This is a genomic window from Streptomyces sp. NPDC127117 (assembly GCF_042677325.1).
GTDB lineage: Bacteria > Actinomycetota > Actinomycetes > Streptomycetales > Streptomycetaceae > Streptomyces.
This window is the reverse complement of sequence record NZ_JBHXTM010000003.1, coordinates 199201-216728: the sequence shown is the minus strand read 5'-3', so window position 1 is coordinate 216728 and position 17528 is coordinate 199201. Positions and strand designations below refer to the sequence as shown.

The following is a 17528-nucleotide window of genomic DNA, read 5'->3' as shown; positions in this document are numbered from 1 at the left end:
TCAGCGCTGCTGACCGCTCATTGGCCCTCCACGGCCCCGCGATGGCCGGGGTGAGTAGAGCTCAGGCGACCTGTCCCCCTGGAAGGGCTGTGGAGCGCACTCGGCTCGTCAGCCATCCGGGTTCCGCTGAAGCCCCGCGACCAGTCTCAGAGCTGGGATAACATCCCGCTCACTCATATCGCTCGTTTGGGGAGGGCGGTACAGTGGAAACTGTACAGCGAACGATGTGCACCGACTGCAACCGGATCAGTTACGAGCGGGGGGCAACCCTCATGATCGAAGCTGCGCGGACGACGGAAGGGAAGTTCGAAGCCGAAGAATTCATCGCCGATCTAGAGAATAAGATCAAGCGAAAGGGGAATCTTCAAAGGCTTGCTGATATTGCCGTACGCATGGAAGAGTTCGCAGATCGGGGAGCCCTGAGGATCCCCCTCCAGCTGAATCACCTTCGCGATGATATATGGGAAATTAAAGCCGGAGATGTGAGACTCCCGTTTTTCTATTGCGAGCACTTCACTGGTAAGACGGTACGACTGACGCACGGCTTCCTGAAGGAATCACAGAAGACCCCCAGGAAGCACATCGTTAAAGCACTCTGGGTTATGAGGGAGGATGGAGCCGCGTGATGAAAAATCTCTACGAGCGCCTTGCTGCCACTACAGAGGGTTCCCGTGCGCTCGCTTCCGCGCGCCTACGTTATGAAGCTTTGGCTTCCATCCACGACGCCCTCGGAGATGCTGGAATCACTCAAGTTGAGCTTGCGCGCCGCCTAGACATTCGAAAGTCAGCCGTCAACCAAGTGGTGCACGGGGACGGGAATTTGAGGATTTCGACGCTGGCAGAGTATCTGCACGCCCTAGGCTTCGAGCTGAAGTTGGAGCGAGTCGAGTCGGGCAAGCCGCGTGAGCAAGTCATTGCCAGTCGACCGCACGTCGAGTGTGATGACGAGCGGGAGAAGCAGTACGTCTCGTGGGCTGACGACGTCGAGCTAGTTGTCACGCATCAGGCCAAACCGCTGGCACTGGAGAGGGAGCCGGAAGAGCCGATGACCTGGGAAAGCTTCGATGACTCCGTCATTGAACATCGTCTAGTGCAGGTGTAGTGAAGTGTCGGAATTGAATGGTGATGAAATCATTGCGGTCGACCCGAGGTGGCTGCACGATAACGCGCGCCTGTGCCAGGTCTCGACAAAGCGACTAAACGCCGAAAAGAAACGACCGGGGCAAGTGAGCCAGTGGGACATCTCCCTCAAGAGGTCCTTCGGCTTCAGTAAGGACCATCTGCACATCGGGTTGTCCTGCGTTGCCACAGGTGAAGGCAAGTCGGGCAAGCCGATCGGGAGAGTCGAAGCTGAAGTAGTGGGAAACTATCGAATTGGCGATGAGCACCCGGAAATTCTGCCGAAGGATGCCGTGAGCTTTGGAAACGAAGTCGGCATCAAAGATGCATTCCCCTATCTACGACAAGCCATGGACTTGATGGCTATGCAGATTGGCCTTGGCCGGGTCAAGCTAGATCCACCTGAGCCTAAGACGTCCATCGTTAAGCATGAAGCACACCAGGATCACGAGTAGAACGATCTATCAAGTGGTGCGTCTTCTGCCAGCTTAGCGGAGATTTCTCCGGTGCTAACGAGAGATCGAATGAGCGCATTCGGATGAAATCTCCGATCTTTCGGCCGGCCGCAGACTTAAATGCCCTCGACTAGATGAAATCGGCGCGACATTCTGTCGTTTCTGCAGTCGAGGTCGATGGGAGAGAACGTGCGCGCTGGGGCTGACCTCACCCACCAGTCACCCCCAGCTCCCATCCCGTCCGCCTTCGACCCACACACCGTGGAGCGGTCGTGGTTCAGGGCGTCAAGGTGGAGCGCGCCACTGTACGAACGACCTTGACGCCCTGGGCCGCGACCGCTCGGCTCTGCCTGGGTCGAAGGTGGACGGGATGAGAGCCCCACGACGCTCACCAAGCTCCGGCCGGCACTCGCGAACGGCGCCCCTCCCATCCTGGTGCCGGAGCGCCCCCGCCGGAGGCATCGTCTTGAAGCCGCAGGCTTGGTTCTCGTCTCATGCCCCACGGGCCTACACAGCGGGCACGCGTCGGCGGCGGCAGCGCCGAGCGGGCCGAAGGCAGGAGCGCGGGCTCAACCAGAGCCGGGAAGCGCGCCCGACGGAGCGGAGCGCAGCCGGGCACCTTGATGAGGTAGAGAAACCTGTAACAGCCCGCTGGAGCAGGGGGCATGGGGCGACCTTGTGGGGTGAATCCGCTCCTGGTCCCATTGTGGTACGGGGTACGCGGAATGCTGGGAGCGGGCGTGACTGAGCTGCGGGTGTCGAAGTGGAAGCGCCATGGACTGGACCGGCTATACGTGAACACGTCCGATGGCACGGCCGTGGCATGGTTCGATCAGAACACAGGGCATATCGAAGTCATGGACGAGGCGTTACGTCAGCTGATCTTGGACGTCCTGGCCCCGTACATGACCCGCTCGGCGACTCCGCTCGTTGCGGTCGCGCCGACGCGACTTCCCCCTCCACCCGAACACGACTTGGCCCTACGGCACCCTGGTGATGCGCTGAGAAGCAAGATCAAGGAAGCCTCCCCGGGCCTGCTGGAGCGCTACCTCGCGTGGATACTGCGTCGTCCCACCGAGGCTGATTCCTGGAAAGCCGGACTCCGCGGTGAACGCGTCGTCAGTCGTGAACTGGCACGGCTGTCACGGCACAACTGGCGCACGCTGCACTCCGTACCGCTTTCCCCGACCTGGGATATCGACCACCTGCTCGTAGGGCTCGGCGGTGTCTTCTCAATCAACACGAAGAACCATCGCAACAAGTCGGTTTGGGTCGGTGACCACGCCGTCCGGATCAACCATGGGAAGGGGCGCCCGTACCTCCGGAGCAGCCGGCGCGAGGCCGCGATCGTCAAGGATGTGCTCGAACGAGGATGCGGCTTCCCCGTTGCAGTGAACCCGGTACTCGTCTTCGTCCGCCCGGCCGGCCTCACTGTGGTGCCTTCGCTACACGACGTGCGGGCGCTCGACGAACGGGGCTTGGCTGCCTTGGCACCCCTGGCCGGGGCCCTGCGGCCTGAGCAAGTGGAGGCCGTGTATGCCGTGGCGCGGGACCAGCGTTCCTGGGCCGGCGCTATCTGAGGGGCTCTTAGCTGCTGGCAAGCTTCCGGCCATCGTGTGCTCGCACGTGGGGAGCATCGTTCAGCAGGGCATCGGTAACACGGACTGCATAAACCTCGGCCATGCGGCTGGTCACCTCGTCCGGGGTCAGCCACTCAACCGCGGTGGACTCCTCGGATAGCTGCTCGTGGCCACCTTCGGCGTGGCATCGGAAGACCAGGGCGACGATGCCCCGGGCTGTATTTTTGTAGACCCCGGTCAGTCGGTCCACCTGGACCTTGATGCCAGTCTCTTCGTAGACCTCTCGGCGCACTCCGCATCACCCCGCCAACGCCCCCGGACTCGGCACCGCTCTCGACCCGAACACGTACGACTACGCCGGCGCCGTGCTCTGGAACAACTACGCCTCCGACCTGTGGCGTTACTTCACGCATCGACCTGGAACGACGAACCGTCGCCGTGCGGCGTGCCCTGGCCGAGACTCGCACGCACGGCATCCTGATCAAGACACCCAAGACCGCGGCCGGTGTCCGCACCGTCGCCTTCCCAGCCTCGCTGACGGAGAACCTGGCCGCACACCTCGCTGCCTACGCCGAGTCGGGTCGTACCGGGCTGGTCTTCACTGGAGCACGCGGCGGGCAACTTCGCCGGAACAACTTCCGCCGCCTGTGGCTGCGGGCTCTGGAGACGACCGGCCTCGGAGACGTCCACTTCCACGATCTGCGCCACACCGGGAACACCCTCGCCGCGACCGGCGGTGCGACCACTCGGGAGCTGATGCAGCGGATGGGCCACTCCTCGGTGCGTGCCGCGCTGATCTATCAGCACCTGGTGAACGGCCGTGACCACGCGATCGCCGCCCACGTCGACGAGCAGATCAGGAGGGTCCGGCCGGCAGAGCCCGGCGACGCATCTGGCACGTAACTGGCACGACGCCTCTCCCCCGCCTCCGCGGCTGAGGAACGAACAAGGCCCAGGCTCCCGGTTCGTTACCGGTGACCTGGGCCTTTGCTGTGCTTCCTACTGGTGGGCGCGGACGGTTTCGAACCGCCGACATCTGCTTTGTAAGAGCAGCGCTCTACCCCTGAGCTACGCACCCGTGGATGAGGCAACAGCGTACATGGACTACGGCCTGTGGTCACAAACGGTTCCCGGCGGCGAGGTGCCGCCGGGAACCGCGCGGTGGCCGGTCGGGGCCGGTGCGGGGGATATCCCTACCCCGCATACGGTGGCCGTCCGGATTCTGTCGGGTGTGGGGTGGTACGTACGGTGAAGCTCGCACCGTCGGGTGCACCGCCGTTCGACCTGGGGGAAAGATCATCGTGGCCATTCGCACCCGTACTCTTGTCGCGTCCGGTGGCGCCGTGTTCATGGCACTCGCGCTCAGCGGTTGTGGCAGTACGGACGTGAGCGACGCGCCTGTCGAGCACAAGTCGTTCGCGTTGAGCGGGAAGACGCTGACCATCCGTTCCGGGCAGTCGTCGGTGGAGCTCGTGCCGGCCGATGTGCAGAAGGTCGAGGTGACCCGTCAGGTCGATGGGTGGGTGGTGCTCGGGAACGGGCCCGAACCCCGGTGGGAGATGAAGGACGACACGCTCACGCTCCGGGTGAAGTGCGAGGCGCTGATCAGTGACTGTGCCGCGCAGCATCAGGTGAAGGTGCCGCGCGGGGTGGCGGTGGTCGTCAAGGGGGACAACGGGAAGGTCGTCGCCTCCGGTTTCCGTACCCCGCTCACGCTCGACGCCGACAACGGCGAGGTGACCGTCCGGGACTCCACCGGGCCGCTCCGCCTGGGGAGCGACAACGGGGACGTCGTCGCCACGGGGATCTCGGCCAAGTCCGTGTCGGCGCGGTCCGACAACGGCAGGATCCGGCTGGGGTTCACCGCGGTGCCGGATCGGGTGGACACCGTGAGCGACAACGGGGAGATCACCATCGATCTGCCGGGCGGCTCCGCGAAGTACGCGGTGGACGCCGTCGCCCACAACGGGAGCACCTCCGTGGACGTGCCGCGCGGCGACAACAGCGGCCATGTGGTGAAGGCCCGGAGCGACAACGGCGAAGTCACCGTCCGAAGCGCGAACTAACCGGCCCGTGTGTTCGTCCTTACCTGGTGGGAGAATGTACCGGGCAGGGCGAAACGGCACGGGAGAGGGATGTGACGGCGACACACGCGCGGGCGAGAGCGGGTGGCAGTTCCGCCGTCAGGGACGTCTTCGGGCTGATGCTGTTGCCGGTGCCGCTGCTCGTCGCCGCGCTGCCCGCCGCCTTCGCCGGTGGCGGTACGAGGCGCTGGTTCGGCGGGCGCGGGGAGAGTCAGCGCGCCGAGGCGCAGGCCGCGAAGGATGCCGCCGCGTCGGCCTTCTACGAGCTGGACACGGCCCAGCGCGATCTGCGGATCTCGATCGAGACGATCACCGCGGTGGACAGCTCCCCCGCCGCGCGCAGGGTGGTGGACGACTTCGCGGCCCTGGGGCGGCGGATCGACGAGGCCAGTCACACGTACATCACCGCGGTCGACGCGCACGATCTGGACCGGGATGATCTGGAGCCGTCGGTCGCCTCCCGTGCTCGGGCGGAGCTGACCACGGCCAAGGACGAGCTGGTACGGGTCAAGGCCGAGCTGGACCGGTTCGCGCAGGGGCTCGGTCCGCTGCTGGGCAGTGCGGAGACGCAGCTCGCACGGCTCGCGCCCGCCGTGGAGCGGGCCCGGCAGGCGTTGCTGGGTGCGAGCAACGCTCTCGATACGGTGCGCGCGTCCGGGCTGCGGGCGGATGATCTCGCCGCGCGGCTGGCGGCTCTCGCTCCCGAGCTGACCAAGCTCAACCAGGGTGCAGGCAGGCACGGCGTTCCGGAGACCCTGCAACGTGCCGACCGGGTGCTGCGCGATGCCGAGGCCGTACGGGCCGAGGCGGCCAAGCTGCCCGAGCGGGCCGCCGAGATCGATCACCGGCTGGTGTCGCTGCGTACGCGCGCCCAGGCGCTGACCACCCGGGCGGGGTCGGTGGAGCCGGTGCTGAGCGAGTTGCGGCGGCGGTTCTCCGCGGCGTGCTGGCAGGATCTCCAGCCCGTGCCCGAGCAGGCGGCCGTCAATGTGCGGCAGGCCGAGGAGAAGCTGAAGGAAGCCGCCCAGGCGCGGGACGAGCAGCGGTGGGCCGATGCGACGTCCCGGCTGAGCACGGTCCGCGCCCTGCTCAACGCCACGGACGAGGCGGTGTCCGCGGCCGGTGACCGGCTGCACCGGCTGGACGCGGTGGCGAAGGACCCGCAGCAGGAGATCCAGCGGACCCGGTTCGCGGTCCGTGACGCCCAGCGCCTGGCCATGGACGGCCGCAGCACGCCCGATCCGCGCCACGCCCGTCCGCTGGACGATGCCGTGGCCCGGCTCGATCGCGCCGTCGTCGCGCTCGACGGGCGTCACCCCGACTACTGGCACTTCCTGACCGAGACCGAAGCGGTGCGGCGGACGGCCGCGCGAGTGGTCTCCGAGATCCGCGAGGAGCGCGGGGCGGGCGCCTGAGCGGGGCGGGCTGCGTCGGCGGTACGAACCGGGACCGCGCGGGGCGGACCTGAGCAGCACCGACTCCGCGACGCGCGGGCACCCCAACAGCACCGGCCCCGCAGCGCGGGCACCTGAACGACGCAGGCTGCGTCGGCGAGACCAACTGCGCAACGCGGGCACCCCAGCACCGACTCCGACGCGCGGACACCCCAGCGGCACCGGCCCCGCAGCGCGGGCACCTGAACGACGCAGACTGCGTCGGCGGGACCAACTGCGCAACGCGGGCACCCCAGCACCGACTCCGACGCGCGGGCACCCCAGCACCGGCTCCGCGACGCGGGCACCCCAGCAGCACTCACTCCGCAGCGTGAGGACCTGAGCAGCGCCCGCTCCGCAACACGGACACCGGAACGGCACCCACTGCGCGCCGCCACCACCCGCCACCTCCCGCGCCGCCTCCCGCCACCTCCCGCCACCTCCCGCCGCCTCCCGCCGCGTCCCGCCGCGTCCCGGCAGCTCCGGCGTGCGGCGTGCGGCGTGCGGCGTGCAGTGGCAGCGCCTTGGGCGGATCCTGGTAGTACGCCCGAAGGAGACGACCGCCATGGCCACCCATGTGCTGCACCCCACAGGGCGACGGGCTCCCCGCCGCCGCAAGGCCACCCAGCTCGACAGGCATCTGCCGGTCGATCACCGGCTCAGCCGGGTCTATCGGGTCGGAGCAGGGCTGATGGGGCTGGTGCTGCTCGCCTTCGGTGTCCTGGGGCTGATCGACAAGATCGGTTTCTTCAACACCGGCGGAGCCACCGTCGCGGGCCTCAACACCAACGGCGCGCTGAGCGTCCTGTCCATCTGCGTCGGTCTGCTCCTGTTCACCGGGATGGTGATCGGCGGCAACTTCGCCTCGACGCTCAACATGATTCTGGGCATCGCCTTCATCCTCAGTGGCTTCGTCAATCTCGCGCTGCTGGAGACCGATTACAACTTCCTCGCCTTCCGCATCCAGAACGTGCTGTTCAGCTTCGTGGTCGGCCTGATGCTGATGGTCTTCGGGATGTACGGACGGGTCAGCGGCGGCCTTCCGCACGACAACCCGTACTGGCGGGCGCGCCACCCCGAGGAGGCCGAGCGGGAGATGCGGCTGAGCCGGAGGGCGGCCACGCCACCGATGCCGGGCGTCCGGCGTGACTCCTGAGGCCGGGGTCGCGGTTAGCCTGGGGCCATGCCTCGTTACGAATTCCGCTGCCGCTCCTGCGGAGACACCTTCGAAGTCAGCCGTCCGATGGCTCAGTCGTCCGACCCGGCCTCCTGCCCCGCCGGGCACGCCGACACCGTGAAGCTGCTCTCGACCGTGGCCGTCGGCGGGTCGTCCGCCAAGTCCGCTTCCTCCGCTCCCGCCGCTCCTTCGGCCGGTGGCGGCGGTGGCGGGGGCGGCTGCTGTGGTGGGGGCTGCTGCGGCTGAGGGGACGGGCAGCCCCCCGGTCAGTCCTTGCGTGGGGGCTCTAACGCTTGCGGGAGAGGGTCAGGCCGTCGGACACGGTGAGCAGCACGCTGTCCATCCGCGGATCGGCGGCCACATGCTCGTTGAACTCCTTGATCGCCGCCGCTCCGCCGGTCGCGTGCGGGTCGGTCACCCCGCCGTGGAAGAGCACGTTGTCCGTGACGATCAGGCCGCCCTGCCGCATCCGGGGCACCAGCTCCTCCCAGTACGGGATGTAGTTGCCCTTGTCCGCGTCCAGGTAGGCGAGATCGATGTGCGGCTCGGCCGGCATCGCCCGCAGTGTGTCCAGCGCGGGGGCGATGCGGAGTTCGATCCGGTCCGCGACGCCCGCCTTCTCCCATGCCTCCCGGCCGTAGGCGGTCCACTCCTCCGAGACGTCGCAGGCGATCAGCCGCCCGTCGGCGGGCAGGGCCTGTGCCATCGACAGGGCGGAGAACCCGGTGAACGTGCCGACCTCCACGATGTGCCGGGCCCCGGTCAGCCGGACGAGGAAGGCGAGCAGCGGCCCCTGTTCCTCGGCCGACTGCATGCCGGCCTGCTCGGGCAGGCGGGCGTACGTGGTCTCGACGAGTTCGCGCTGCACCGGGTCGAGCGGTGGGTTGTGCGCCAGCATGTACGCGTACAGCTCGTCCGTGATCTTGGTTTCGTTGCCCTTGGTCATGCCGTGCTCCTCGTCCGTCGATCGGCCGGTGACGTCTCCGTCCCGCGTCAGGACGATCTTGCCTCGCCGGCGGCCCGCAGGAAGTGCCGGAGGATCTCCTCGCCCGCCGCCACGCCGCGCTCGGCCGTCACCTCGGCGTGCGGGGCGCTCCAGCCGGTGTCGGCCAGTTCGCCGTGGGCCGGGCGCCAGGCGCGGTCGGCGGCGAGGAGCAGATCGGCGTCCAGGAGGCTGTCACCGGCGGCGAGGGTGAGCGTGGCGCCGGTGCGCCGGGCCACCTCGTTCATGGCGGCGCTCTTGGTGAGCGGGCCCGGAACGGCGTAGATCTTGCGGCCCTGGAGGGAGACCGTCCAGCCCCGCGTCAGCGCCCACTCCCCCAGTTCCTTGACCCAGTCCTCGGGCAGCAGCGGGCGTTCCACCACGAGGTAGGCGAAGAGGTCCTCGGCGACCCGTTCCTTGAGCAGCCAGGCGGGGTCGGCGGCGGCCAGGAGGTGGGCGCGGACCTCGGCGAGGGAGGCGCATTCGTCGGCGAGCCTGCGGGCCACCTGCCGCTGCCAGTCGCGATCGGACTCTCCGTCCACGAGCAGGTGTCCCCCGTTGGCGCAGATCGCGAACCGCGGTGCGGGACCGGGCAGATGGATGCGTCCGTACTGCTCGCGGGTGCGGGTGGTCGTCGGGACGAGGACCGTGGTGCGGGCCAGTTCGTCCAGGAGTGTTGCGGCCGTCTCCGTCAGGTAGGAGAGCGGCTTGTGGTCGTACACCTCCACGCAGAGCAGCCGGGGCGCCTCGGCGTCCGGCATGGCCAGCTGGAGCGCCGCCGAGGAGTAGATCAGGGTGCGGTCGAGGTCGCTCGCGACGAGTGTCACGGGGGCGGTGTCCGCACCGGCCGAGGGCGTCGGGCCGGTCACTTGGACTCCACCGCCCTGCCGTCCGCGCCCGTCGCGCCCCGGGTGTACTTCGGGTGGATCAGACCCACGCAGGTGTACGGGAGTTCATCGACCTCCTCCACCGGTACGCCCCGCTGCTCGGCCAGCAGACGGATGTGTTCGAGGTCCGCGCCCGCCCCTCGCTTGGCGAGGATCTTCCACGGGACGCGCCGCAGCAGTACGCGGGTCGTCTCGCCGACGCCCGGCTTGACCAGGTTCACGTCGTGGATGCCGTACTCCTCGCTGATGCGCTCCACCGCGGCCCAGCCCTCCCAGGTGGGTGCGCGATCGGCCGCGAGCACCTCCTTGACCTCGGCGTCCACGGCTTCGGCGACCTCGTCGAAGTGCGCGGCCACGGTGTCGAGGAAGTGGCCGGAGACATCGGTGTCCGCGAGCTCCCGGTAGAACTTCGCGCCGTGGAAGTCCTCGGGGCCCACCAGGTCGGCGCGCAGGACGGTCCGCGAGATCAGCCCGGAGACCGTGGAGTTGAGGCAGGCGGACGGGATGAGGAAGTCCTCGCGGGTGCCGTAGGTGCGGACGCAGCCGCCGGGGTCGGCCAGTACCGCGATCTCCGGGTTGAATCCGTCGAACTCGGCGAGCGCCGCGGAGAGTTCGCGGGTGATCGCGCCCTTGCCGGTCCAGCCGTCGACGAAGACGACGTCCGCCGGGTCGTGGTGGGCGGCCAGCCAGCGCAGGGCATTGGCGTCGATGCCCCGGCCCCGGACGATGGAGACGGCGTAGTGCGGCAGGTCGATTCCGTGCCGGTGCCTGGCCCAGCGGCGCATCAGTACGCCGACCGGTGTGCCGGCCCGGGCGAGCGAGACCAGGACCGGGCGGGGAGTGCGCTCGGCGAGGACGGTCTCGGTGACGGTGCCCACGGCGCGGGCGACGCGGGCGGCCGACAGCTCCAGCGCCGCCTTGAACAGCTCCTGGTACTGGCCGGACGGCTGGTACTCGACGGGCAGCGACTCGGCGTAGTGCGCGCCACCGCTCTGTATCGCTTCCTCGCGCTCCTCGGTGGGCGCCTCCAGCTCGGTGTCCGAGAGGTCCTGGAGCAGCCAGCCGACCTCGTCCGGCGCGTAGGAGGAGAAGGCGGGGCCGCGGAGGGGCTCGGGCAGCATGGGGGGTTCCTGCCGTTCGGAGGCGTACGGATCGGGGGCCGACCGGGCGTACGGGGGTATGTACGAGGGGACGACCGCGAGCAGGACGCGGTCGGTGTGCGCGGCGAGCTGCGCCAACAGGCCGTCCGGGGCGTGGAGTTCGGGTGTGTCGGCGGCGGAGTCCACGGCGAGCACCACGGCGTCGAACCCGGCGCCCGCGACGTTGTACGCGTACCGGTCGCCGGGTCCGTCGGCCGGGTCGTCATGGGCCGGGAAGACCAGCCGGGTCCGTATCGCGTAGCCCGGGTCGTCCAGGGCGAGGACGGGGGAACGGGTGGTGGTGGAGTAGCGCACCTCGGCGTCGGTGTGGTGCTCCAGGGCCGTGCCCAGACGCAGGGGGGCGTACATCAGCTCCTCGAAGCCGAGGACCAGTACGCGGCGGGCGTCGCCCAGGGCTCCGGCTATCCGGGCGGCCATGGCGGGGAGCGCGGGTTCCAGGGTGGCCCGGTGGGCGGGGGTGAAGCCGTGCCGTCCGCCGTCGGGCACACCGGCGGGCCAGCGGAGATCGACCCGGGTGCAGGGACGGGGGGCGGGGGCGGCGGCTGCCTCGGGCCCGGCGGGAACCGCGGGCTCCGGCTCGTGTGCGGCGACCAGCGCCCGGCCCTTCTCCAGGACGCCCTCCGGGAGGGTGACCGTGCCCGAGACTCGCGCCACCAGGTCGACGCGGGCACCGATCTCCGCGGCGAACCCGGTCAGCCGCCGCCGGTCGGCCGGCGACCGCATGTCCACCAGGGCGACGATGACGTAACGGCTCCGCGGGTACCGCTCGTGCAGTGCGCGGATGGTGTTGAGCACGGTGTTGCCCGTGGAGAACTCGTCGTCCACCAGCACCAGCGGCGCGTCGGAAACGGCGCCCGGCAGGGGCGCCGGACCGGCGTCGCCCGCCAGCAGATCCGGGTCCTCCGGGAGCAGCAGATGCGAGGTGGCGTGCGAGTGGGACTCCTCGAAGCCGCCCGCCCGTGCCACGCCCTCGACGGGTCGGCGGGTCGAGTGGAGGTACGGTGCCACGCCCAGCCCGTCGGCGACCGCGTGGCCGAGGCCGGTGGCCGTCTCCGCGTAACCGAGCACGACGGCCCGGCTCGCCTCGGCGTCGCCGAGGAGTTCGCGCACCCTGCGACCGAGCTCGAATCCGGTGCCGTACACCACGGAGGGCTTCTGCGGCACGTGCTTGCCGAGCACGTTCGACACGAGGAGGTGGGCCCGCTTGGGGTTGCGGCGCAGGGCGAGTCCCAGCAGGTCCTTCAGCTCCCCGTCGCCGTCCGGCTTCCCGTCACCGACGAGCTCGACGCCCAGTCGCTCCGCCACCCAGCTGCCCGACCACACCACGTCCGCCGTCTCCTTCTCTGCCGTTGCCGGTCGTCCGGCTCTGCCGTTCATCCCGTGCCCACCCGGCGGGACACGCTCGTGCCGCGCCCCGCGCTCACTCCGCGAGGCCCGCGGCCAGCAGCTCCACGAAACCGGCGTCCTGCCTCGCCACGCCGAAGACCTCGGCCCGCAGCAGGGTCCGCTCGGCCCAGGCGCGGTGCGGCTTCACTTCGTTCATCTTGTTCGTGTACGCGGAGCGCATGACGCCACCGCCGCCGCGCTCCGGCCGCAGAATGTCCTGGGCGTCGCTGTACTCCTCGTGGCTGACCACGGACAGCGCGTGCACGGGCGCGACGTGCGACGGGTGGATGCAGGTCTTGCCGAGCAGCCCATTGGCCCGGTCGAGGTCGATCTCGCGCAGCAGGCCGTCCAGGTCGTGCTCGATCAGTGCCGTGCGCAGCTCCTCGGCCCGGCCCTCCAGGAACGGGCTGCGGCGCAGCTGGGGTTTGAACATCCGCTCCTGGAGCCGGAAGTACTCCCACACCGGCCCGGTGATCGTGAAGCCGGTGCCGTTCGCGCGGCCCAGCACATTGACCACGTCGGCGATGACGGCGCCGACGATCTGCACGTCGTACGCCGTCATGTCGGGCGCCCTGCGCAGTCCGTACGCCGAGCAGAAGTCGGTGACGCCGAGCCGCAGCGCGAGCACCCGGTCGCGGTACTTGTCGACGGTGCGGGCTATTCCCTGAAGCGTTTCGCCCCGGGTCTCCAGATGCAGCAGCTCCGGCGATTCGAGAACGGGCATCGCGAACAGACGCCGCCCGCACGCCTTCTCCGCGTTGGTGAGCGCCTCCATGAAGGGCACGCCACGCTCTTCGGTGAACTTCGGAAGTACAAAACCAGACAACATCCGGACGGTGTCGCCGAGGCGGTGCACCAGATCGGCAATCTGACCCGGCTCCCGGACCCGGATGAAGAGCAGCGGCACCTCGACGCCACGTGCGTCGAGGTCGGCGAACTGTCTGACCAGGTTCTCCTCGGCACCGGCGACCTCGGAGTCGTCGATCGAATCCTCCAGGCACAGCACCATCGAGACAACACCGCGTCCGGCCTGCTTGATGACGTCGTCAGCAAGCCCGGGCCGGGTGGCAGGGCTGTAGAGGGTCGCTCCCAGGGCGGCCGACAGCACGCGGGCCGACGAATCCGGACCGAACTCGCACGGCTCCTGGAAGAACAGACCCTTCCTCGTAGCGGGCGCAATATGCCCGAAATGACGCATGTAACTCCCCCGAACTGCCTGACCGGCCGGACGACGTATGGCCGGTAATAGTACGTACGGGCGGGTGTCAAGAGTTCCCCACGTGCATGAATTCCGGGTAACTCGTCCATTTCCCGATGGGTGGGACCGCCCCGGATCCGGTATTCCCGGCGCGCCCGGGAGACATCCGGTGCGCCCCCGCGTTGTCCGCGCGGGCAGCCAGCAGGCAGGATGACGGGCATGACGCACGCGATGGTGAAAGGCTCGAACGTCCCTCTGGACGCCATGGCCGTACGGGCCGTTCTGCGCTGGACCCCAGGCGCCGGAATTCCGGACGTGGACGCCTCGGCCCTGCTGCTCGGAGCCGGTGGCCGCGTGCGCTCGGACGAGGACTTCGTCTTCTACAACCAGCCCCGCCACCCCTCCGGCCTGGTACGACGGCTGCCGAAGCGCAGCGTCCCCGAGGGGCTCACGGACACCATCGAGGCCGACCTGGGCGGGCTGGACGCCTCGGTCGAGCAGGTGGTCGTCGCCGCGTCCTCCGACGGCGCCGCGTTCGCTCAGGTGCGCGATCTGCGCATCCTGCTGTACGACTCGGCGTCGGCCGACGGGGAGCCGCTCGCGGTCTTCGACGTGCGGCCGGAGACCGGCGAGGAGACGGCGATCATCTGCGGCGAGCTCTACCGGCGCGGCGATGGCTGGAAATTCCGAGCCGTGGGGCAGGGCTATCCGACCGGGCTGATCGGCCTGGCGACCGCCTTCGGCATCTCGGTCGACGAGACCGCGGCGGCCGAGCCCGGCCCGGCCCCGTCGCCCACGCCGGCTCCCTCGCCCGTGCCCGGGATCCCGCCCGCGCCCCAGTTCCCTCCGGCTGCCTCCGGACCCGACGCGCAGGCCACGATCCAGCACCGGCAGCCCGCGTACGGCTATCCGCAGCCCGCCGCCCAGCCGGCTCCGCAGCCCGCGTACGGATACCCGCAGCCGGCCGCCGCGCAGCCGGCCCACGCCTATCCGCAGCCCGCAGCCGCCGCGGCGCCCGCCCCGGACCCGAATTTCGTGCTGCCGCCGCAGGGACCGCAGTTCGTACGGTCCTGAGGCGGGCGCCTGAGCGGAAGCGGACGCGAGACCGGCACCGACAGCGACAGCGACAGCGACAGCGACAGCGACAGCGACACGAAACGCCCCCGGCCCCACACACACGGGCCGGGGGCGTTTCGGTGGCAGCGCTCAGGTCCGGGACTTGTAACCGCGCCCCCACTGCATGCCGAAGCCGTACAGCCGGTCCAGCTCCGACTGGAATCCGTAGACGAACTTCACCTCGCGCCGCACGATCAGCTCGTCCTTGGAGTTGTCCACCGTGAACACGGCGCAGGAGCGGGCCTCCGGGGCGTGTTCGTCGAGTTCGATCTCGATCCGCGGGCCGTTGCCCGGGTACAGCGTCACCTTGGCGTGGGTACGGTCGAAGGCCGGTGTCTGGTCGTAGATGTAGACGAAGAACAGCAGCCGTTTGATCTGGTCGCGCTGGTCGAGATTTACGTAGACCGTCTCACCCGACGGCGCCCCGAAGCGGTCGTCCCCGCTGAGCCGGATGTACGGTGGCGCGTTCAGGTCGCCGAGGAGGTTGCCCAGCGGCTGGACGACCCCCCTGGTGCCGTCCTTCAGTTCGTACATGCAGCCCAGGTCCAGGTCGACGTTGACCATGCCCTGGGTGTGGGCCTGGACCGGTTCGGGCTGGAAGAGCTTCATCGGCCGCAGCAGCCGGCCGCTCTGCCGCGACCGGCCCATGATGTCCGACGTACGCATCTGCCAGGAGAGGTTGACCCGAAGATTGCCGGTCAGCGCACCCTGTTTGGTGAGCGAGACCGTGGCGTGCCGCCGGGTGAGCACGATGGAGTTGGTCGCCGCGCTGCCCGACTCGAACTGTGCCTCCCGCCGCGGCCACAGGCCGTCCCAGAACCCCATCCCCAACCCCCATGCATCTCAGTGGAAAAGTGCCCGTCCCACGGCCGGCCCGCGCCTCGGCGGGGGCGCCCGCATCACTGCGGGGCGGCCGCGGGGCCGGGTCCGGATGTCTCCGGAGAACCGTTGCCTCACGGACCGCCCCGCTGAGAGCGTTCCTCAATCCTTACCGGGTCACACCCCGGACGGGACTTCCGCCTTGGAACCCTCGTCGTTGCCGCCGGCCCCCAGCGCCTTGTTGCGCCGGACCGAGGACCAGAACGACCAGGCGATCAGCACGACGCCGGTCAGACCGGTGATGAGCTCGTTGATCTGGTACTGGATGGTGACGAGCAGGAGCACGGCCAGCGCACCGATCGCGTAGTGGGCGCCGTGCTCCAGGTAGACGTAGTCGTCGAGCGTGCCCTGGCGGACCAGGTAGACCGTGAGCGAACGGACGTACATGGCGCCGATACCGAGGCCGAGGGCCATCAGCACGATCTCGTTGGTGACGGCGAAGGCACCGATGACACCGTCGAACGAGAAGGACGCGTCGAGCACTTCCAGGTAGAGGAACATGAAGAACGCGGCCTTGCCGGAGAGCGCGACGGCGGAGACCTTCTTGCCGGTCCGCTTGGCCTCTTCCTCCTCCTCGTGCTCGCGCTCTTCCTCCTCCTCCAGCTTGTTCTCGAAGAAGCCGGAGAGGCCGCCGACGATGAGGTACGTGATCAGACCGGCGACACCGGCGAGCAGGACCGTCTCCGCCTTGTCCGCGTGACCGCCACCGTGCTGGTGCGCGTTGGTCGCGACGGTCATGGCCGCGACCAGCAGCACGATCAGCGAGATGCAGACCGACAGCATGTCGACCTTGCCGAGCTTGGCGAGCGGACGCTCGATCCAGCGCAGCCACTGGATGTCACGGTCCTCGAAAATGAAGTCGAGGAAGATCATCAGCAGGAACATCCCACCGAACGCGGCAATCGCCGGGTGGGCGTCGGTGACGAGTTCCTGATAGCGATCGGGCTGGTTGAAGGAGAGATCGACCGCCTCGATCGGACCGATCTTGGCGGTGATGGCCACGATCACGACGGGGAACACCAGCCGCATACCGAAGACCGCGATGAGCACACCGATCGTGAGGAAGATCTTTTGCCAGAAGGCATTCATCTTCTTCAGGATTCCGGCGTTGACCACCGCATTGTCGAAGGACAGCGAGATCTCCAGGACGGAAAGAATCGCGACGACACCGAAGGCTTCCCACCCTCCGTAGATCACCGCTGCGACCAGGCCGAGCGCGGTAACCGCGAACGACCAGCCGAAGGTTTTCAGAAGCACTGGCTACCCCATCGTGTATGTAACGGGTCTCCCCCGAGATGTACGGGGCTCCCCCGCGCCGTGCGCGGCTTTACGAAACGTTGACCCCGAAGTCTAGAGCGATACCGCGCAGCCCGGACGCGTACCCCTGTCCCACTGCGCGGAACTTCCACTCGCCGTTGTACCTGTAGAGCTCGCCGAAGATCATCGCGGTTTCCGTCGAGGCGTCCTCGCTGAGGTCGTAACGCGCGAGTTCCTGACCGTCCGCCTGGTTCACCACGCGGATGAACGCATTGCTGACCTGGCCGAAGGTCTGGCCCCGATTGTCGGCCTCATGGATCGAGACCGGGAAAATGATCTTGTCGCAGTGCGCCGGCACCTGGGTGAGATTCACGATGACCGATTCGTCGTCGCCCTCGCCCTCGCCCGTGAGGTTGTCACCGGTGTGCTCCACGGAGCCGTCGGGGCTCGTGAGGTTGTTGTAGAACACGAACCACTCGTCGCCGAGCACCCGGCCCGACTGGCACAGCAGCGCGCTGGCGTCGAGGTCGAAGTCGGCGCCCGTGGTGGATCGTGCGTCCCAGCCGAGCCCGACCAGCACCTGGGTGAGGTTGGGTGCGGCCTTGGAGAGGGAGACATTGCCTCCCTTGGCGAGCGTGACGCCCATGGTGTGTGTCCTCCCCGAGTCGATGAACCGTCTGCCGGGCCCGCTGGGCCTTCAAGCCCCCGAGCCGTCTGTCGAGCGCGTCCGGCGCCGCCCCGGGGGGGGGGGGCCGCCGGGGGACTGCCGCCCGGAACCCGGCCCCCCCCCCGCGGCGCGGCCCGGGGGCGCCGGA

At 68.7% G+C, this 17528-nt stretch carries 17 protein-coding genes, 1 tRNA gene and 2 pseudogenes; 11 read left to right on the top strand and 9 right to left on the bottom strand.

Going from position 1 to position 17528, the window contains the following annotated elements:
- The first annotated feature begins 203 nt into the window (after positions 1–203).
- The 4 genes from ACFVH0_RS04495 to ACFVH0_RS04480 all read left to right on the top strand — a co-directional run bounded on the left by ACFVH0_RS04495 (position 204) and on the right by ACFVH0_RS04480 (position 3154).
- On the top strand, positions 204–626 hold the full coding sequence (locus ACFVH0_RS04495; protein WP_385817967.1) for a type II toxin-antitoxin system RelE/ParE family toxin: 423 nt from the start codon (positions 204–206) through the stop codon (positions 624–626).
- Positions 626–1102 carry a helix-turn-helix domain-containing protein gene (locus ACFVH0_RS04490; RefSeq protein WP_385817966.1) on the top strand — a complete coding sequence of 159 codons (477 nt, stop codon included), beginning with the start codon at positions 626–628 and terminating at the stop codon, positions 1100–1102. The genes ACFVH0_RS04495 and ACFVH0_RS04490 overlap by 1 nt, the downstream gene beginning before the upstream one ends.
- A 4-nt stretch (positions 1103–1106) precedes the next feature.
- Positions 1107–1574 (top strand): hypothetical protein, encoded by a 468-nt coding sequence (locus tag ACFVH0_RS04485; RefSeq protein ID WP_385817965.1) that lies wholly within the window; start codon positions 1107–1109, stop codon positions 1572–1574.
- 740 nt (positions 1575–2314) lie between these two features.
- A complete protein-coding gene (locus ACFVH0_RS04480; protein WP_385817964.1) occupies positions 2315–3154 on the top strand; it encodes a nuclease-related domain-containing protein in 840 nt (279 codons plus the stop codon).
- A 7-nt stretch (positions 3155–3161) separates the two neighbouring features.
- Here ACFVH0_RS04480 and ACFVH0_RS04475 read toward each other — a convergent pair.
- A pseudogene (locus ACFVH0_RS04475) lies at positions 3162–3449 on the bottom strand (NUDIX domain-containing protein); the annotation flags it as partial.
- Positions 3450–3453: 4 nt separating this feature from the next.
- Here ACFVH0_RS04475 and ACFVH0_RS04470 point away from each other — a divergent pair.
- Both ACFVH0_RS04470 and ACFVH0_RS04465 read left to right on the top strand, forming a co-directional pair.
- A pseudogene (locus ACFVH0_RS04470) lies at positions 3454–3564 on the top strand (replication initiator); the annotation flags it as partial.
- Position 3565: 1 nt separating this feature from the next.
- The gene (locus ACFVH0_RS04465; protein WP_385818066.1) at positions 3566–4057 is read left to right on the top strand and encodes a tyrosine-type recombinase/integrase; all 492 of its coding nucleotides are present in this window, start codon (positions 3566–3568) and stop codon (positions 4055–4057) included.
- Positions 4058–4157: 100 nt separating this feature from the next.
- Here ACFVH0_RS04465 and ACFVH0_RS04460 read toward each other — a convergent pair.
- Positions 4158–4232: transfer RNA gene (locus ACFVH0_RS04460), tRNA-Val, on the bottom strand.
- 271 nt (positions 4233–4503) lie between these two features.
- Between ACFVH0_RS04460 and ACFVH0_RS04455 the strand changes: the two genes are divergently transcribed.
- From ACFVH0_RS04455 to ACFVH0_RS04440, 4 genes are all read left to right on the top strand, one after another.
- On the top strand, positions 4504–5220 hold the full coding sequence (locus ACFVH0_RS04455) for a DUF4097 family beta strand repeat-containing protein (RefSeq protein ID WP_385818065.1): 717 nt from the start codon (positions 4504–4506) through the stop codon (positions 5218–5220).
- 71 nt (positions 5221–5291) lie between these two features.
- The gene (locus ACFVH0_RS04450) at positions 5292–6653 is read left to right on the top strand and encodes a hypothetical protein (RefSeq protein ID WP_385817963.1); all 1362 of its coding nucleotides are present in this window, start codon (positions 5292–5294) and stop codon (positions 6651–6653) included.
- 583 nt (positions 6654–7236) lie between these two features.
- Positions 7237–7827: a DUF4383 domain-containing protein gene (locus ACFVH0_RS04445; RefSeq protein WP_385817962.1), complete on the top strand. Its 591-nt coding sequence runs from the start codon at positions 7237–7239 to the stop codon at positions 7825–7827.
- A gap of 27 nt (positions 7828–7854) precedes the next feature.
- Positions 7855–8094: a zinc ribbon domain-containing protein gene (locus ACFVH0_RS04440; protein WP_385817961.1), complete on the top strand. Its 240-nt coding sequence runs from the start codon at positions 7855–7857 to the stop codon at positions 8092–8094.
- A 40-nt stretch (positions 8095–8134) separates the two neighbouring features.
- Here the strand turns inward: ACFVH0_RS04440 and ACFVH0_RS04435 are convergent, their stop codons facing one another.
- Genes ACFVH0_RS04435 through ACFVH0_RS04420 form a run of 4 tightly spaced genes read right to left on the bottom strand, consistent with a single transcriptional unit; the run spans position 8135 to position 13461 of the window.
- Positions 8135–8794 carry an O-methyltransferase gene (locus ACFVH0_RS04435; RefSeq protein ID WP_385817960.1) on the bottom strand — a complete coding sequence of 220 codons (660 nt, stop codon included), beginning with the start codon at positions 8792–8794 and terminating at the stop codon, positions 8135–8137.
- A 47-nt stretch (positions 8795–8841) separates the two neighbouring features.
- Complete coding sequence (locus tag ACFVH0_RS04430; RefSeq protein ID WP_385817959.1) at positions 8842–9699, bottom strand: HAD family hydrolase; 858 nt, start codon at positions 9697–9699, stop codon at positions 8842–8844.
- Positions 9696–12254, bottom strand: coding sequence for a phosphoribosyltransferase (locus ACFVH0_RS04425; protein ID WP_385817958.1), 2559 nt, complete (start codon positions 12252–12254; stop codon positions 9696–9698). Before ACFVH0_RS04425 ends, ACFVH0_RS04430 begins: the two co-directional genes overlap by 4 nt.
- A gap of 43 nt (positions 12255–12297) precedes the next feature.
- Positions 12298–13461: an HpcH/HpaI aldolase/citrate lyase family protein gene (locus ACFVH0_RS04420; protein ID WP_385817957.1), complete on the bottom strand. Its 1164-nt coding sequence runs from the start codon at positions 13459–13461 to the stop codon at positions 12298–12300.
- Positions 13462–13680: 219 nt separating this feature from the next.
- On the opposite strand from ACFVH0_RS04420, the gene ACFVH0_RS04415 reads away from it, so the two are divergent.
- Positions 13681–14535, top strand: coding sequence for a TerD family protein (locus tag ACFVH0_RS04415; protein WP_385817956.1), 855 nt, complete (start codon positions 13681–13683; stop codon positions 14533–14535).
- 132 nt (positions 14536–14667) lie between these two features.
- On the opposite strand, the gene ACFVH0_RS04410 is transcribed toward ACFVH0_RS04415, so the two are convergent.
- The 3 genes from ACFVH0_RS04410 to ACFVH0_RS04400 all read right to left on the bottom strand — a co-directional run bounded on the left by ACFVH0_RS04410 (position 14668) and on the right by ACFVH0_RS04400 (position 17359).
- A complete protein-coding gene (locus ACFVH0_RS04410; RefSeq protein ID WP_385817954.1) occupies positions 14668–15402 on the bottom strand; it encodes a Tellurium resistance in 735 nt (244 codons plus the stop codon).
- Between the two features lie 171 nt (positions 15403–15573).
- The gene (locus ACFVH0_RS04405) at positions 15574–16713 is read right to left on the bottom strand and encodes a DUF475 domain-containing protein (RefSeq protein WP_385817953.1); all 1140 of its coding nucleotides are present in this window, start codon (positions 16711–16713) and stop codon (positions 15574–15576) included.
- Between the two features lie 70 nt (positions 16714–16783).
- A complete protein-coding gene (locus ACFVH0_RS04400) occupies positions 16784–17359 on the bottom strand; it encodes a TerD family protein (protein WP_114244350.1) in 576 nt (191 codons plus the stop codon).
- Positions 17360–17528 lie beyond the last annotated feature (169 nt).

Bases quoted from the DNA above. Each gene is read 5' to 3' on its own strand.
- ACFVH0_RS04440 (WP_385817961.1), top strand. From the start codon at position 7,855: ATGCCTCGTTACGAATTCCGCTGCCGCTCCTGCGGAGACACCTTCGAA.
- ACFVH0_RS04435 (WP_385817960.1), bottom strand. From the start codon at position 8,794: ATGACCAAGGGCAACGAAACCAAGATCACGGACGAGCTGTACGCGTAC.
- ACFVH0_RS04490 (WP_385817966.1), top strand. From the start codon at position 626: ATGAAAAATCTCTACGAGCGCCTTGCTGCCACTACAGAGGGTTCCCGT.
- ACFVH0_RS04410 (WP_385817954.1), bottom strand. From the start codon at position 15,402: ATGGGGTTCTGGGACGGCCTGTGGCCGCGGCGGGAGGCACAGTTCGAG.
- ACFVH0_RS04445 (WP_385817962.1), top strand. From the start codon at position 7,237: ATGGCCACCCATGTGCTGCACCCCACAGGGCGACGGGCTCCCCGCCGC.
- ACFVH0_RS04455 (WP_385818065.1), top strand. From the start codon at position 4,504: ATGGCACTCGCGCTCAGCGGTTGTGGCAGTACGGACGTGAGCGACGCG.
- ACFVH0_RS04400 (WP_114244350.1), bottom strand. From the start codon at position 17,359: ATGGGCGTCACGCTCGCCAAGGGAGGCAATGTCTCCCTCTCCAAGGCC.
- ACFVH0_RS04420 (WP_385817957.1), bottom strand. From the start codon at position 13,461: ATGCGTCATTTCGGGCATATTGCGCCCGCTACGAGGAAGGGTCTGTTC.
- ACFVH0_RS04425 (WP_385817958.1), bottom strand. From the start codon at position 12,254: ATGAACGGCAGAGCCGGACGACCGGCAACGGCAGAGAAGGAGACGGCG.
- ACFVH0_RS04415 (WP_385817956.1), top strand. From the start codon at position 13,681: ATGACGCACGCGATGGTGAAAGGCTCGAACGTCCCTCTGGACGCCATG.